At 67.8% G+C, this 14,665-nt stretch carries 13 protein-coding genes; 3 read left to right on the top strand and 10 right to left on the bottom strand.

The window, feature by feature from the left end; translation table 11 throughout:
* Positions 1–960, bottom strand: coding sequence for a VOC family protein (locus H4W26_RS09165; RefSeq protein WP_192591746.1), 960 nt, complete (start codon positions 958–960; stop codon positions 1–3).
* 24 nt (positions 961–984) lie between these two features.
* Positions 985–2,061, bottom strand: coding sequence for a maleylacetate reductase (locus H4W26_RS09160; protein WP_318779822.1), 1,077 nt, complete (start codon positions 2,059–2,061; stop codon positions 985–987).
* Positions 2,062–2,277: 216 nt separating this feature from the next.
* Between H4W26_RS09160 and H4W26_RS09155 the strand changes: the two genes are divergently transcribed.
* The gene (locus H4W26_RS09155; RefSeq protein WP_192591744.1) at positions 2,278–2,742 is read left to right on the top strand and encodes a hypothetical protein; all 465 of its coding nucleotides are present in this window, start codon (positions 2,278–2,280) and stop codon (positions 2,740–2,742) included.
* Positions 2,743–2,745: 3 nt separating this feature from the next.
* Here the strand turns inward: H4W26_RS09155 and H4W26_RS09150 are convergent, their stop codons facing one another.
* Positions 2,746–4,125, bottom strand: coding sequence for a sugar porter family MFS transporter (locus H4W26_RS09150; RefSeq protein ID WP_378626004.1), 1,380 nt, complete (start codon positions 4,123–4,125; stop codon positions 2,746–2,748).
* Between the two features lie 79 nt (positions 4,126–4,204).
* On the opposite strand from H4W26_RS09150, the gene H4W26_RS09145 reads away from it, so the two are divergent.
* Entirely contained in the window at positions 4,205–4,681 is a 477-nt protein-coding gene (locus tag H4W26_RS09145; protein WP_192591742.1) for a GNAT family N-acetyltransferase, read from the top strand.
* Between the two features lie 4 nt (positions 4,682–4,685).
* On the opposite strand, the gene H4W26_RS09140 is transcribed toward H4W26_RS09145, so the two are convergent.
* The 4 genes from H4W26_RS09140 to H4W26_RS09125 form a co-directional block, all read right to left on the bottom strand.
* A complete protein-coding gene (locus H4W26_RS09140; RefSeq protein ID WP_192591741.1) occupies positions 4,686–5,855 on the bottom strand; it encodes an acyl-CoA dehydrogenase family protein in 1,170 nt (389 codons plus the stop codon).
* Between the two features lie 33 nt (positions 5,856–5,888).
* Positions 5,889–6,803, bottom strand: coding sequence for an HpcH/HpaI aldolase/citrate lyase family protein (locus H4W26_RS09135; protein ID WP_192591740.1), 915 nt, complete (start codon positions 6,801–6,803; stop codon positions 5,889–5,891).
* Between the two features lie 112 nt (positions 6,804–6,915).
* Positions 6,916–7,881 carry an electron transfer flavoprotein subunit alpha/FixB family protein gene (locus tag H4W26_RS09130; RefSeq protein ID WP_192591739.1) on the bottom strand — a complete coding sequence of 322 codons (966 nt, stop codon included), beginning with the start codon at positions 7,879–7,881 and terminating at the stop codon, positions 6,916–6,918.
* Entirely contained in the window at positions 7,878–8,693 is an 816-nt protein-coding gene (locus H4W26_RS09125) for an electron transfer flavoprotein subunit beta/FixA family protein (protein WP_225939659.1), read from the bottom strand. The genes H4W26_RS09130 and H4W26_RS09125 overlap by 4 nt, the downstream gene beginning before the upstream one ends.
* Positions 8,694–8,893: 200 nt before the next feature.
* Here H4W26_RS09125 and H4W26_RS09120 point away from each other — a divergent pair, with 200 nt between their 5' ends.
* On the top strand, positions 8,894–9,832 hold the full coding sequence (locus H4W26_RS09120; protein WP_192591738.1) for a sunset domain-containing protein: 939 nt from the start codon (positions 8,894–8,896) through the stop codon (positions 9,830–9,832).
* A 15-nt stretch (positions 9,833–9,847) separates the two neighbouring features.
* Here the strand turns inward: H4W26_RS09120 and H4W26_RS09115 are convergent, their stop codons facing one another.
* From H4W26_RS09115 to H4W26_RS09105, 3 genes are all read right to left on the bottom strand, one after another.
* Positions 9,848–11,083: an alpha-hydroxy acid oxidase gene (locus H4W26_RS09115; RefSeq protein WP_192591737.1), complete on the bottom strand. Its 1,236-nt coding sequence runs from the start codon at positions 11,081–11,083 to the stop codon at positions 9,848–9,850.
* Between the two features lie 70 nt (positions 11,084–11,153).
* Complete coding sequence (locus tag H4W26_RS09110) at positions 11,154–12,617, bottom strand: rhamnulokinase (protein ID WP_192591736.1); 1,464 nt, start codon at positions 12,615–12,617, stop codon at positions 11,154–11,156.
* Positions 12,618–12,628: 11 nt separating this feature from the next.
* On the bottom strand, positions 12,629–14,665 hold the full coding sequence (locus tag H4W26_RS09105; RefSeq protein WP_192591735.1) for a bifunctional aldolase/short-chain dehydrogenase: 2,037 nt from the start codon (positions 14,663–14,665) through the stop codon (positions 12,629–12,631).

Raw genomic sequence — 14,665 nt, 5'->3', positions numbered from 1 at the left:
TCAGTCCTCGGTGCGCAGCGGCTCGAGCTGGGACATGATGTGCTCACGCTCATGCTCGAACTGTGGCGGGAGCATGAAGTGGCTGCCCAGCTCCTCGGGGGACTCGTCGCAGTCCCAGCCGCCGTCGGCATGGGTCACGGCAAGCTCGAAGAGCGCTCCTCCGGGTGTCCGCACGTAGTGGGACTTGAAATAGGTCCTGTCCTTGAGCTCGGAGATGTCGGTGTAGCCAGCACCTTCGATCTCGAACTTCGAGGCCTCCTGGTTCTCGAGAGTGTCGAAGTTCCAGGCGAAGTGGTGGTAGGTGCCGGCGGCGAAGCGCCAGGTGCCCTGGTCATCGGTGCGGTTCCCGCGCAGCTCGACCCAGTTGCCGAAGTCATCCGATCCCACCTTGAATCGGGCCACGTCCCCGGACTCGTTGATATCTCCGCCGAGGAAGAACACGTCCTTGGCGAAGTCGACCATCCGGTCCTGGTCATAGACGTGGATGCCCATCCCATAGATCCCGTGGACGGCATGCTCCTCGGGGACGCCGTTGCCGGAGTAGCCGCGTCGCGGGTCTCCATGCACGCCCACCAGCACATATTCGAGTCCACAGGGGTGGGTCAGCGCGATCCGGCCTTCACCGAAGAGCTCGGACTGCGCGGCGTCGATGTCCATGGACTTCAGCCGCTGCATCCAGAAGTCCAGGGACCCTGCGGGCACTGCGAGCATGACCTCGCGCGCCTGATTCGTCCCTCGGGTGCCGAAGCGTCCTTGCTGGGCCCAGGGGAACGTGGTGAGCACGGCGGAGGGATCGCCGTTGGCGTTGGAATAGTAGAGGTGGTAGATCGGGACGGAACCGTCATAGAGCACGGTCTTCTTGATGAAGCGCATCCCCAGGACCTTGGTGTGGAAGTCCACATCTTCCTGGGCCGCGCCGACAGAGAGTGTCACATGATGAGAGCCGAGCAGGTAGGTCATGGTGATGCCCTTCTTGAGACGTGACTACGGGTGGGGTCGAAGCTCTGCAGGATCCTCACCGGTCCAGGCTGCGTGGAGCAGCCGGACGGCGTCGTCCTGATCCATGCCCCGCGGGTTGCTGGCGGGGACGACATCGAGGACCTGCGCGGCAGCCAGCTGGAGGTCCTGCTCCCGCAGGCCGAGATCCTCCAGCGCGCGGGGGGCGCCGATACGGGTCCGCAGGTGTTCCAGCGCATCCAGTGCGTCCCCTGCCCCGAGTGCGCGCGCAATGCGGTCACCGGCTGCCGGGGCGGCATCGAGGTTGAAGGCCAGCACATAGGGCAGCACGACGGCGTGGGTCTGGGCGTGCGGAAGACCGAAGCTGCCGCCCAGGACGTGGCAGATCTTGTGGTGCAGACCTGAGCCTGCGGAGGCGAAGGCGGTGGCCGCGAGGTAGGCGCCATATTGCAGCTGCTGTGCGCCGTCGACACTCGCCTCGGGGGTCTCGGTGATCTGCACCAGACCGAGCGCCAGCGCGCGCACCGCCTCCTCGGCCCAGGCGGCATTGAGCGGATCGGCACGCGGCGCCCAGAGCGAGTCCACACAGTGCGCCAGCGCATTGAGTCCGGAGGAGATGCTCAGGGATGTCGGGAGTGTGGCGACGAGGTCGACGTCGTAGACCACGCTGCCGGGCAGGACCGCGTCGTCGACACCCGTGGTCTTCCTGCCCCGCTCGGTGATGCCCCAGACATTGGTCGCCTCGGAGCCGGCGTAGGTGGTGGGCGCGGCGATCAGCGGCAGCTTCGAGTCCAGCGCGATGGCCTTGCCCAGGCCGATCGCTGAGCCGCCGCCCACGCAGACCAGCAGATCGGCATCGACCTGCACCGCGACCCGGCCTGCGGCCTCGGCATCTTCTGCGGGGACGTGCTGCCGGGCACCGTCGTAGCGGTGCACCACCCGCAGGACCTCAGCAAGCCGGTCCGCGGCGGAGGCGGCGCTGCCAGAGGCAATGAGCATGACCCGCCGGGCGGCGAGTCGCTGGGCTTCGGCGCTGACATCAGAAGCCAGGTTGCCTGCCCCGAAGTGCACACACTGACCGAGGGTCTGATGGCTGAAGCTCATCGACATTGCGTGCCCCTTAGGCCCATGGCTCCCCGCGGAGGCCCCACCTGTGAGCCATCAGCAATGAGGATCCGGACATGTGTCCGTCAAGTCATTATGTGATGCGCAGCACAACTTCTGTCAAGGGGGAACCCCGCGACGCCACCACCCAACATGTAAGATCTGTGACTCAGGACACGCGGGCGGCCTGTGCCGCGGAGCGGAAAGGATGCACCCATGCCTCAATCCATGAGAATCAGCCTCACACTCCAGATCCTGGCAGCGGCAGCGGTCCTAGGCTGCGCGGTGGTGCATCTCCTCACGGTGGAGGGCATCGACCCTGCGGTGGGGCCGGTCATCTACGGCATCTCGACTCTGGGTGGAGCGGGCACTCTCTCACTCGCGCTCGTGCTCTCGGCCCTGCGCGGGACCAGTGGCTCGCGGCGGGCGCGCAGGACCACGACCTTCCTGCTGGCGCTGACGCCTCTTCTCCTCTTCTTCGGCGCGGAGCTCTTGATCGCGGTGCTGCCCGCCGTAGCAGCGGTGGTACCTCTCTGGGCCCGTTCCAGCAGTGCCTATGTCCGGTCTACGGCTGATCCCGCGCGACCGGACCTCGGGCGGCTCATGGACAGTCCCCCTTCAGGGACGCGGGTTCCCTGGGCGAACTCGGTGCCGGGCAACCCGCACCAGCCCGGGATCTGAGGATCACGCCGCGCGGCGGAAAGCGGTCTCGATCTGCTCCAGCGTGCGCTCCTTGGTCTCCGGGACCAACTTCCAGGTGAACAGGAAGGCGGTGAAGCAGATGACGGCGAAACCGGCAAAGATCCAGCCCACCCCGAAGGCGGCGAGTGCGGTGGGGAACAGCAGCGAGACCAGGCCATTGGCGAGCCAGTGGGCGGTGGTCACCACGCCCATCGCGGCGGCGCGAACGCCGAGCGGGAAGATCTCCCCGAGCACCACCCAGACCAGTGCGCCCCAGCTGACCTGGAACATGAAGATGAATACGGCCAGGCAGGCGAGGGTGGCGATGCCCAGTGCGCCGACCCCGTCCGGGGTGGGCAGCGTCAGGTTCACCACGGCCAGGACCGCGAGCGCCAGCGAGGTGCCCAGCGCGCCGATGAGCAGCATCGGGCGACGCCCCCAGCGGTCGGTGTAGCTGATCGCGATCCAGACCGCCACGATGTTGAGCACCCCGATGATGAGGTTCGAGCCGATCGCGCCCTCATCGGAGAAGCCGACGTTCTGCAGTGTGGTGGGCGCGTAGTACAGCACTGCGTTGATCCCCATGATCTGCTGATAGACCCCGAGGCCGAAGCCCACCCCGAGGATCGAGAGCACCCAGGGCCGGCGCAGCGCGCGCAGGCCGGAGACGCCGTCGCGCTTCTCGGCCTCATGCACCTCGTGGATCTCGCCGAGCTCCTGGCGGGCCTCCTCCGGAGTGCGGTCGCGCAGCAGCATCTGCTCCGCCTCGGCTTCACGGCCCCTGTGGACCAGCCACCGCGGAGTCTCGCGCACCACTGTCAGGCCCAGAGCGAAGAGCACGGAGGGGATCACCGAGAGGCCGAGCATCCAGCGCCAGGACTCCACCGGGGCGAAGGCCACCCCGACCACGAACCCCAGGAACTGACCGATGACGATGGCCAGCACGTAGGAGGCGGTGACCCGGCCACGGATCCGTGCGGGGGCGATCTCGGAGAGGTACACCGGAAGGACGACGGCGGCCAGTCCGGTGCCGAGTCCGACCACCAGACGCGCGGCGAAGAGCACCTCGACGTTCGGCGCGAAGGCCATGCCGAGCGGGGCGACGAGGAACAGCGCGGCGGTGATCAGCAGCACGGCGCGACGGCCGTAGCGGTCCGAGAGACGCCCACCCAGACCCGCACCGATCGCGGCACCGATCATCAGACCAGTGACGATCGCCCCTTCGGCCCAGCTGGAGAGCTCGAAGTCGCGGCGCAGGTAGACCAGCGCGGCGGAGATGACTCCGGTGTCATAACCCCAGTTCAGACCGCCGAGGGCGCCGAAGAGGTAGATCAGGGTGGAGCCCGCGCGCCGATTCGGAGCGGTGGGTGGTGCTGTTTTCATACTGTCCTTGTTCTCATCCTGCGCTGCGCTGAACCTGGTCAGACTAATCGCCCGAGGCTCCGGTGGCAGAATATTGCGCATGCGCATCACTGAGGGCACCCTGGATCACCCTGCCGTGCGGGAGCTCATCATCGAACATCTGGCGGACATGCATGAGACCTCCCCGCCGGAGAGCATCCACGCGCTGGACCTGGCGGCGCTGCAGACCCCGGAGCTGACCTTCTGGAGCGCCTGGCTGGAGGATTCGGCCGGCATCGAGGACATGCTGGCGGGATGCGCCGCGCTCAAGGAGCTGGATCCCGCCCACGGGGAGATCAAGACCATGCGCACCGCCCGCGGCGCCCGAGGACGCGGGGTGGCCGGCACCATGGTCCAGCACCTGGTCACGGAGGCCACCGCGCGGGGCTACTCCCGGCTGAGCCTGGAGACCGGCGTCGAGGACTACTTCGCGGTGGCCCGCAGGCTCTACGCCCGGCACGGGTTCACCGTGTGTCCGCCCTTCGGTGACTACCTCCCGGATCCGAACAGCGTGTTCATGACCCGCACGCTGGGGTGACGGCTCAGCCGGGCAGGTCCCCGGCGATGGTCTCCTTCAGGATCTCGCTGGTGCCGCCGAAGATGGTGAGCAGCCGCACCGCGAGGTAGGCCTGAGCCACGGGATACTCGAGGATGTAGCCGTATCCGCCGTGCAGCTGCAGGCAGGCATCCACCGAGCTCTTGGCCTGTTCACTGGCCCAGAGCTTCACCTTGGAGGCGGCCACCAGATCGAGCTCGCCGGCATTGAACCGCTCAACTGCGGCGGCCACGTAGCGTTCGGCGGCCTCGAGGCGCACCTGCAGCTCCGCGAGCTGGAACCTGGTGTGCTGGAACTCGCGGACCGAGTGTCCGAAGGCCTCGCGCTCCCCCACGTAGCTGATGGTCTGGCGCAGCACCTCGGCCGTGACCGCCACCGCCGAGGTGGCGACGCCGAGCCGACCCTGGGGCAGGATCGCCTTGGCGTATTCCAGCCCGCGACCCTCCTCACCGATCAGGTTCTCCGCGGGGATCTTCACCTCGGAGAAGAACAGCTCCGCGGTGTCAGAGGCCTTGAGCCCCATCTTCTCGAGCTGACGGCCCGGCTGATAGCCGGGGTTGCCCTGCTTCTCCACCAGGAAGAGGCTGAAGGAAGTCTCGGATCCCCTCTCTCGCGGCTCGGAGCCGTCCGTGCGGGCCAGCACCAGGGCGCCGTCGCCGGAGACGCCGTTGCCGATGAACGTCTTCTGCCCGTTCAGGATCCAGCCGCCGTCGTCGTCCTTCACCGCCTTGGTGCGCACGGCGCGCAGGTCCGAGCCGGCGCCCGGCTCGGTGAAGGCCACCGAGGAGACGAAGCTGCCGTCCATGAACCGCGGCAGCCAGGCCTGCTGCTGCTCGGCCGTGGCGAACTGCAGCACGGCGGGAAGCACCCAGTCGTCGTGGAGGTGCAGGGCCAGCGCCACCCCCAGCGCGTCCGCGCGGGCGAGCTCCTCGTCGAGGATCATGCGGAACCGATAGTCACTCAGCCCCATGCCGCCGTTCTCCTCGCCCACGGCCAGGCCCAGCAGCCCGTTCTCCGCGGCGGCGAGCCACATCGAACGGTCGATCATGTGGTTCTGGTCCCACTCCTTGTAGCGCGGGGCCACCTCACGGGTGACGAACTCGCGCACCACTTCGCGAAACTCTTCGTGGATCTCTTCGTAGAAACCAGCGAACATCCTGGACGGGCCGCCTTTCAGGCGTGGACTGGGTCAGGCGACCTGACCGATGGATTCGAAGCGGGTGAGGATGCGCTGGACCTGGATGATCACCGGGAGGTCGATCATCTCCCCGCGGAAGCTGAACGCTCCGGAGAGTTCAGGGTCGGCGCGGTGGCCCTCTCCCGGGTGCAGCCCGGCGTTGGTCTCGAAGGCGGCGATGACGCCCTTGGCCCATTCCAGGTCGCTGGCGGTGGGGGTATAGGCCCGTCGGATGGGCTCGACCTGATCCGGGTGGATGCAAGCCTTGCCGATGAATCCGGAGGCGCAGGCATCCTCGGTCTCCACGGCCAGGCGCTGGAGATCCGGCACACGGGTGAACACCGCGTCGATGGCCGGCACGCCCACTGCCCCGGCGGTGAGCAGCAGCCGGTTGCGGGTGAAGCGGATGATGTCGCGCTGGGTGCCGTCGTTGTTGCGCGAGGTGGTGCCCCCGATGCCCGCGATGAGGTCCTCGGTCCCCCAGAGCAGGGCGACGGTGGCGCGATGCTGGGTCAGCGCGAGATCATTGAGCACGCCGACCGGGGTCTCGATCTGCGGGATCAGCCCCACACCGGGCAGCGCCTCGGCGACCTGGTCCAGGACTTCGGTGCGCTCAGCCTTGGAGACCACCACGTAGCGGACCGAGGTCTCGGCCAGCGCCGCCAGATCGTCCTCGAGCTCTCCGGAGGCGGGGGCATTGACGCGGACCAGGGTGCATCGCGGGTCCATCCCGACCTGGTCCCGACGCAGCGCCTGGACCATGTTCTGGCGCGCGATCTCCTTCGCGCCGGAGATCACCGCGTCCTCGAGGTCGATGATCACGGCGTCTGCTGAGGAGGCCGCCTTGCCGAACAGCTCTGGTCGGCTGGCGGGGCAGAACATCAGTGCAGGGCCCAGGGCGAACCGGGCGGGGGTCTGGTCAGACATGATTCTCTTCTTAGGTGTGGTGGGTGCAGGTGTGAACCCGGCGGAGGGTGGGCTCGTCCTCATTGTGTCGATCCGCCGGTGCGGAGCGGGATCGACACACGGAGGCAGAGCATCATCCCTTGCGGCGGCGCAGCTCTTCGATCATCTGCGGGATCACCTCGTGGAGGTCCCCGACGACGCCGAAGTCCGCGATCTCGAAGACCTGCGCATCCTCGTCCTTGTTGATCGCCACAATCGTGCCCGCCGTCTGCATGCCGGCGCGCTGATGCACGGCGCCGGAGATGCCAGCGGAGATATAGAGCTGCGGCGAGACGGTCACGCCGGTCTGGCCGACCTGGGCGGCGTGCTCGATCCATCCGGCGTCGGTGGCCGCACGGGAGGCGCCGAGCCCGGCGCCCAGCTCGTCGGCCAGCTCCTCGAGCGGAGTGAAGTCGCCGTCGGTTCCGCGACCGCCGGCGACGACGATGCGCGCCTCGGCCAGCGCCGGACGGGCGGAGACCTCCATCGCGGTGCGCTCTTCGATCTCCACGCCTCCGACGGAGGGTCGGACCGGCAGCACGTTGACCTCGGGCTGCTCGCCCTCGGTGACCAGCGTGTCCACGCGCTGTGGGTCGATGTTGTTCGGTTTGAAGGTGACCACCAGCGGCTGGGCGGGGGCCGCGGCGGAGACCAGCCGCGACGTCGTCGTATAGGAGCCCGCCAGTTCAGACTTGGTGACCACCAGATCGGCGGTGATGCTCGCAGCGCCGCTGATCAGTCCGGTGTCCAGCCGCACCGCGAGGCGGGCCAGCGCATCGGTGGCGTCTGCCGTGGAGGAGCCGAGGACGACGACGGCGCGGGACTCGGCCACGGAGGTCTCGAGCAGATCCACGATGGCGACCTCGGGGGCGGGCAGGCTGACCTCAGGGAGGTAGACCTCCTGGACGCCGTTGACCGCGAGCACAGGAGTGGGATCACCGTCATAGGCTGCCACTGCGATGTGCACCTCGCCCAGCGCCGCCGCCTGGGCGATCAGCTCCTTCTGGGCAGGAGTGAGCGTCTCGCCCAGCTCGTCGAAAAAGACCAGTACATTGCTCACAGCAGACGCTCCTTCGCGAGGAATTCCACGATCTTGACGCCGGCATCTCCCTCGTCGGTGATGATCTCACCGGCGGTGCGCGGCGGCCGGGCCGCGGTGGTGAGCACGCGGACCTTGGCCTCGACGTGTTCACGGCGCAGGCCGATATCGGCCAGGGTGAACCGGGTCAGCGGCTTCTTCTTCGCCGCCATGATCGCCTTGAAGTTGGGGTACCGGGGGTCGTTGACCTGGTCGGTGACCGAGACCACGGCGGGCATCGACACGGCGACCCGCTGCGACTCGGTGCCCCCCGATCGGGTGACCACCAGCCGTTCGGCCTCGAGGTCCAGGGCGGTGGCATAGGTGACCACATGGGCGCCGAGGCGTTCGGCCAGCTGCGCCGGAAGCGCGCCGGACTCGCCCTCCTCGGAGGCCATTCCGGTGAGCACGAGGTATTCGGGCTCCCCGGAGTCAAACTCTGCGGCGCCGGTGACGGTCTCCACGGCCGCCTTCAGCGCGACCGAGGTGGCCCAGATGTCCGCGCCGATCAGGTCGTCGTCGGTGAGCTGGTAGGCGTCATCGGCGCCGATCTGCAGGGCCTTCTTCGCGGCGGTGCTGGCACCGGCGGGGCCCATGGTCAGCGCTGTCACGCGGATCTCCCGATCCGGGGCGGCTTCCTTGATCTGCAGGGCGGCTTCGAGCGGATACTCGTCCAGCTCGCTCAGCACGCCCTCGGAGCGGTCAATGCGACCCTCGGCGTTGTATCGACGCTCCAGCTGGGCGTCCGGAACCCATTTGACCAGCGTGATGATGTGCAGGGGTGCATTCACCATGTGGTGCTCCCGCCTCACTCTCGAAATTTGTGGAGTAACAGACCTGTCCATGGTCGCATGAATCGCGATCTCGGGCAGGGTCGCGGGGGCCACGCGGCCCTTGATCGGGGTTTGTTTCGCTATATGATCAATCCGTTCAGGAGACGCTCCTGCGCCGCCCCGTCCCGCGCAGCGGACGCCTCACACTGGAGACGAATGCCATGGGGACATCCCAGCATTGGCGGAGACTCGCCACGGTCCTGACCACCACCCTTCTCACGGCCAGTCTGATCGGCGCCGCCCCGCCGCCACAGCCGACGACGGCGCAGCTCGGCTCCCCTGTGCTCGGCCAGTCGGCGCCCGCCCCGGTGGCGCAGTCCGGTCCTGCGAGCGCCTCCACTGTGGGCACCACCGTGACGATCAGCTCGGCGAAGAAAACGCTTCGTGCCCCCACCCCGAAGATCTCCGGCACCGCCGCCGTGGGATCGAAGCTCACCGCCAAGCCTGGCACCTGGACCAGCGGAACCTCGCGAAGCTACCGCTGGTACGCCAACGGCCAAGCGATCAGCAGCGGAACCAAGAGCACCTTCACTCCGAGCACGGCCCATCAGGGCAAGCGGATCACGGTGAAGGTGACCGGAAAGAAGTCCGGGTACAGCACGGTGAGCCGCACCTCCGCGCCCACGCTGAAGGTGGCACGGTCCTCCACCCCCAGAGTGAGCGGCACGGCGGTCACCGGCAAGACGGTCACTGCCAGCGTGGGGAGCTGGACGCCTTCGACCTCCTTCTCCTATCAGTGGCGCGCCAACGGCACCACGATCAAGGGCGCGACGAGCAAGAGCTACAAGATCTCCAGCTCGCACGCGGGGAAGAAGATCTCCGTGCGCGTGACCGGCAAGAAGTCCGGGCACACCACGCTGGTCAGGACCTCCGCACAGACATCCACGGTGAAGAAGGCGGCTCCCGCGAAGCGACCCACGAGCGTGCAGCACACCTCATCTTCCTGGAACTGCCCCAAGGGCTACCCGATCAAGGGCAATGCCAGCTCACGTATCTATCACGTGCCCAGCGGGTCCTACTACAAGCGGACCAACCCCGAGCGGTGCTTCGCCACCACAGCGGCAGCCAAGGCGGCCGGGTACCGCGCATCCAAGCGCTGACCGTTCCTGGCCGGGTCAGCGGGCGCGCGGGACGAGGCGTTCGAGCTGGGTCACGTGTTTGGGCTCGAGCTCGGCGAGGTTCGGGACCTCCAGGAGCTTCATCGTTCGCTCGACCTGGTCCGCCAGGATCTCGATCGTGCGGTCCACCCCGGCGCGGCCACCGGCCATCAGCCCGTAGAGGTACGCACGTCCGATCAGCGTGAACTTCGCACCCAGCGCCATCGAGGCGACGATGTCGGCGCCGTTCATGATCCCTGTGTCGATGGTGACCTCGAGGTCATCACCGACCTCGCGCACCACCTCGGGCAGCAGGTGGAACGGCACCGGCGCGCGGTCCAGCTGCCGGCCGCCGTGGTTGGACAGCACGATCCCATCCACTCCGAGGCTGGCGAGCTTCTTCGCGTCCTCCACGTTCTGCACCCCTTTGACCACCAGCTTGCCGGGGAACAGCTCGCGGATGATCTTGAGATCCTCGAAGCTGATCGACGGATCCATCGCCTTGTCCAGCATCTCCCCCACCGTGCCTCCGGTGGAGGTCAGCGAGGCGAACTCCAGCGGCGGTGTGGTCAGGAAGTCGTACCACCACCAGGGCCGCGGGATCGCGTTGACCACGGTCCCCAGGCTCAGCTGGGGCGGGATCGAGAAGCCGTTGCGCTTGTCGCGCAGGCGCGCCCCGGCCACGGGGGTGTCCACGGTGAAGAAGAGGGTGTCGAACCCGGCCTTGCCAGCACGCTCGGTGAGGTCATAGGAGATCTCCCGGTCCTTCATCACATAGAGCTGGAACCAGTTGCGCCCGTGCGGATTCGCCTCCTTCACGGCCTCGATGGACGTGGTGCCCAGCGTGGAGAGGGTGAACGGGATCCCTGCTGCGCCAGCAGCGGTGGCCCCGGCGATCTCCCCCTCGGTCTGCATCAACCGGGTGAACCCAGTGGGCGCGATACCGAAGGGCAGCGCAGACCGCCCGCCGAAGATCTCGCAGGAGGTGTCCACCTCCGAGACATCGCGCAGGATCGAGGGGTTGAACTCGATGTCCTGGAACGCCTCCCGGGCGCGGGTCAGCGAGAACTCGCCCTCGGCGGCGCCGTCGGTGTAGTCGAAGGCTGCCTTCGGCGTGCGCCGCTTGGCGATCTTGTGCAGGTCCTCGATGGTCAGCGCCGCGGAGAGCCGACGGCGTGAGGCGTTGAAGTCGAACTTCTTGAACTTCATCAGCGGCGCGATATCGCGCGGCTTGGGCAGTTGACGCTGAACCATGAGTTGCTCCTAGACCGGTCCTTCAGGACTTGGGAATTTCAAGACGGTGGAATTTCAAGAGTGGGGAACTTCAGGATTGGGGACGATACGTGAGGGGGGAATGGGTGCGGCGGATCAGCTCGCGCAGGTCCTCGAGGGTTCCCGAGAGCGTTCCCGCGGTGCGCGCCTGAATGAGTAGATTGCCGATGGCGGTGGCCTCCACGGGCCCGGCCACCACAGGATATCCGCTGCGATCGGCGGTGGCCTGGCAGAGCAGCGAGTTCAGCGACCCTCCACCGACCATGTGGACGACGTCGATCCGCCGATCCGCGAGTTCACCGGCGGTCTGCAGCGCCGCGGCGAATCCAGCGGCGATGGACTCCACGATGCTGCGCACCAGCTCCGCCTTGCCCTCCGGGGCGCGGAGGTCCTGTTCGGCGCAGAGCTGCGCGATCCGAGCCGGCATGTCACCGGGCGCGACGAACCGCTCATCCTGGACATCGAAGACGGCGACAGCGTCGCGGCTCACCTGGGCAGCGGCGTCGAGCAGCCCGACCAGATCCTGGCTGCGGCCCTCTTCGCGCTCCCAGGTGCGCAGCGTCTCGGAGAGCAGCCACGTGCCCATCACATTGGTGAGGAACCGGGTGCGCCCGTCGACTCCGCCCTCATGGGTGAAGTTCGCCTCCCGGGAGGCGTCGCTGACCACTGGAGCATCCAGCTCCAAGCCGACCAGTCCCCAGGTGCCGCAGGAGATATAGGCGGCGTCGGGGCTGGAGAGTGGGGTGCCCACGATCGCACTGGCGGTGTCGTGGGAGCCGACCAGGGTGACCGGGAGCTGATGACCGCCGAGCAGCGGAGTCAGCTCGGCACGGGTCACGCCCAGGCTGGTGCCCGGTGCGGCCACCGGCGCGAAGAGCCCCGAGGACAGGCCAAGCGTGGACATGAGATCGGTGTCCCACTCTTTGGTGTGCACGTCGAGCAGTCCCGTGGTCGAGGCGTTGGTGACCTCGGTGAGCTGCTCTCCGGTGAGCCAATAGCCCAGGAGGTCCGGCACCAGCAGCAGCCGATCTGCATGCTGCGCCAGTCCCTCCTGGGCCAGCTGGTAGAGCGTGTTGAAGGGCAGGAACTGCAGCCCGTTCCGTCGATAGAGCTCCGCGAAGGGGACTCTGCCGTGGACCTTCTTCACGCCGGCTGCGGTGCGATCGTCCCGGTAGTGGAACGGGGTGCCCAGCAGCTGCATGTGTTGGGGCTCTGCGCCGGTGAGCAGACCGTAGTCCACCGCCCAGGAGTCGATGGCGACCGAGGCGAGTTCGCCCTCGGTCTCCCGCACGGCAGCGCCGAGCCCGGCGAGCGCCTGCTCGTAGAGACCCACCAGATTCCAGTGCAGCCCGTCGGGCATGGGGACCACACCGTTGGAGAACCGCGCGGCCTCATGGAACTCAAGCGTGTCCGGACCCACCCGGCCGAGCACCACGCGCCCGGAGGAGGCGCCGAGGTCCACGGCCGCGTGCGCCGTCGTCGCTGCCGTTCTCGTCCTCGCTGTCTGCTGTGACATGGGTGCTGGGCTCAGCGCAGGAACGCGGCGGCCACGCCGGCGTCGACGGGCACGTGCAGACCGGTGGTGTGGGACAGCTCGGGACCGACCAGGGCGAACACCGCATTGGCCACGTTGCGCGGCAGCACCTCGCGCTTGAGAATGGTGCGCTGGGCGTAGAACTTGCCCAGGTCCTTCTCCTCGATGCCGTAGGTCGCCGCACGGTTCGCACCCCAGCCGGAGGCGAAGATCCCAGAGCCCTGGACCACACCGTCGGGGTTGATGCCGTTGACGCGGATCTGGTGCTCACCCAGCTCAGCGGCGAGCAGGCGCACCTGATGCGCCTGGTCGGCCTTGGTGGCGGAGTAGGCGATGTTGTTCGGCCCGGCGAAGACGCTGTTCTTCGAGGAGATGTAGATGACGTCTCCGCCGAGACCCTGAGCGATCAGCACCGAGGCTGCCGCCTTGGACACCAGGAAGGAGCCCTTGGCCATCACGTTGTGCTGCAGGTCCCAGTCCTTGACGGTGGTGTCCAGCAGCGATTTCGACAGGCTCAGCCCGGCGTTGTTGACCACGATGTCCAGCCCGCCGAAGGCCAGCAGGGTCTCGTCGATGGCCTTGACCACGGCGTCCTCATCCGAGACGTCCACGGCGATGCCCACTGCCTTGTCTTCTCCGCCGATCTCGGCGGCAGCCTCCTGGGCCTTGGCAAGGTTGAGGTCCGCGATGGCGACGACGGCGCCCTCCTCGGCGAGCCGCTCCGCGATGGCCTTGCCGATGCCGGAGGCGGCACCGGTCACCAGGGCGATGCGAGTGGCCAGGGGCTTCGGCGCCGGCATGCGCTGCAGCTTCGCCTCCTCCAGCGCCCAATACTCGATGCGGAACTTCTCCGCCTCATCGATGGGCGCGTAGGAGGAGAGCCCCTCGGCGCCGCGCATCACGTTGATGGCGTTGACATAGAACTCGCCAGCCACGCGGGCGGTCTGCTTGTCCTTGCCGAAGCTGAACATGCCGACCCCGGGGATGAGCACGATGGCCGGGTCAGCCCCGCGGAGAGCGGGGCTGTCTGCGGTGGCGTGGCGGTCGTAGTAGGCCTGGTAGTCCTCGCGGTAGGCGTGGTGCAGCTCGTGCAGGCGGGCGATGGAATCTTCCACCGTGGCATCGGCGGGCAGGTCCAGCACCAGCGGCTTGACCTTGGTGCGCAGGAAGTGGTCCGGGCAGGAGGTGCCCATCTCGGCCAGCCGGGGGTGCTCTGCGTGGGCGAGGAACTCGAGCACGGCGTCGTCGTCGGTGTAGTGCCCGACCTGGGGCTTGTCGGCGCTGGCGATGGACCGGATGGTCGGAGTGAGGGCCGCCGCCTTGGCGCGACGCTCGGCTGTGGGCAGCGCGGCGTAACCCTCGAGCGCCGGACCGAAGGGCTCGGCTGTGGAGTGTTCGGCGATGTAGGCGGCGGCGGTGTCGATGATCCACAGCGAGTTCTGCTGGGATTCTGCGGAGGTCTCGCCCCAGGCGGTGATGCCGTGACCGCCGAGGATGCAGCCGATGGCCTGCGGATTGCGCTCCTTGATCTCGGCGATGTCCAGGCCGAGCTGGAAGCCGGGACGGCGCCACGGGACCCAGACGACCTTCTCGCCGAAGATCGTGGCGGTCAGCTCGGGCCCATCCACGGCGGTGGCGATGGCGATCCCGGAGTCCGGGTGCAGGTGATCCACGTGGGCGGCGTCCACCAGGCCATGCATGGCGGTGTCGATGCTGGGTGCCGCGCCACCCTTGCCGTGCAGGCAGTAGTCGAAGGCGGCGACCATCTCATCCTCGCGCTCCACGCCAGGGTAGACGTCGACCAGCGCGCGCATGCGGTCCAGCCGCAGCGTGGCCAGGCCGGACTCCTTGAGGGTGCCGAGGTCTCCGCCGGACCCCTTGACCCACAGCAGCTCGACCTCTTCCCCGGTGACCGGGTCCTTCTCGGTGCCCTTGGCGGAGGTGTTGCCGCCGGCGTAGTTGGTGTTCTTCGGGTCCGCGCCCAGGCTGTTGGACCGGGAGATGAGTTCTGCGACGCTCGGGTTGGTCAT

The sequence above is a fragment of the Nesterenkonia halotolerans genome, assembly GCF_014874065.1.
Taxonomy (GTDB): domain Bacteria; phylum Actinomycetota; class Actinomycetes; order Actinomycetales; family Micrococcaceae; genus Nesterenkonia; species Nesterenkonia halotolerans.
Note: the sequence above shows the minus strand (reverse complement) of the source record. Positions and strands in the feature narration are given on the sequence as shown.

What these genes read in the sequence shown, in the direction of transcription:
- H4W26_RS09165 (WP_192591746.1), bottom strand. Translation starts at nt 960, where the DNA reads ATGACCTACCTGCTCGGCTCTCATCATGTGACACTCTCTGTCGGCGCG.
- H4W26_RS09160 (WP_318779822.1), bottom strand. Translation starts at nt 2,061, where the DNA reads ATGAGCTTCAGCCATCAGACCCTCGGTCAGTGTGTGCACTTCGGGGCA.
- H4W26_RS09155 (WP_192591744.1), top strand. Translation starts at nt 2,278, where the DNA reads ATGCCTCAATCCATGAGAATCAGCCTCACACTCCAGATCCTGGCAGCG.
- H4W26_RS09150 (WP_378626004.1), bottom strand. Translation starts at nt 4,125, where the DNA reads ATGAAAACAGCACCACCCACCGCTCCGAATCGGCGCGCGGGCTCCACC.
- H4W26_RS09145 (WP_192591742.1), top strand. Translation starts at nt 4,205, where the DNA reads ATGCGCATCACTGAGGGCACCCTGGATCACCCTGCCGTGCGGGAGCTC.
- H4W26_RS09140 (WP_192591741.1), bottom strand. Translation starts at nt 5,855, where the DNA reads ATGTTCGCTGGTTTCTACGAAGAGATCCACGAAGAGTTTCGCGAAGTG.
- H4W26_RS09135 (WP_192591740.1), bottom strand. Translation starts at nt 6,803, where the DNA reads ATGTCTGACCAGACCCCCGCCCGGTTCGCCCTGGGCCCTGCACTGATG.
- H4W26_RS09125 (WP_225939659.1), bottom strand. Translation starts at nt 8,693, where the DNA reads ATGGTGAATGCACCCCTGCACATCATCACGCTGGTCAAATGGGTTCCG.
- H4W26_RS09120 (WP_192591738.1), top strand. Translation starts at nt 8,894, where the DNA reads ATGGGGACATCCCAGCATTGGCGGAGACTCGCCACGGTCCTGACCACC.
- H4W26_RS09115 (WP_192591737.1), bottom strand. Translation starts at nt 11,083, where the DNA reads ATGGTTCAGCGTCAACTGCCCAAGCCGCGCGATATCGCGCCGCTGATG.
- H4W26_RS09110 (WP_192591736.1), bottom strand. Translation starts at nt 12,617, where the DNA reads ATGTCACAGCAGACAGCGAGGACGAGAACGGCAGCGACGACGGCGCAC.
- H4W26_RS09105 (WP_192591735.1), bottom strand. Translation starts at nt 14,665, where the DNA reads ATGACCAACCCGAGCGTCGCAGAACTCATCTCCCGGTCCAACAGCCTG.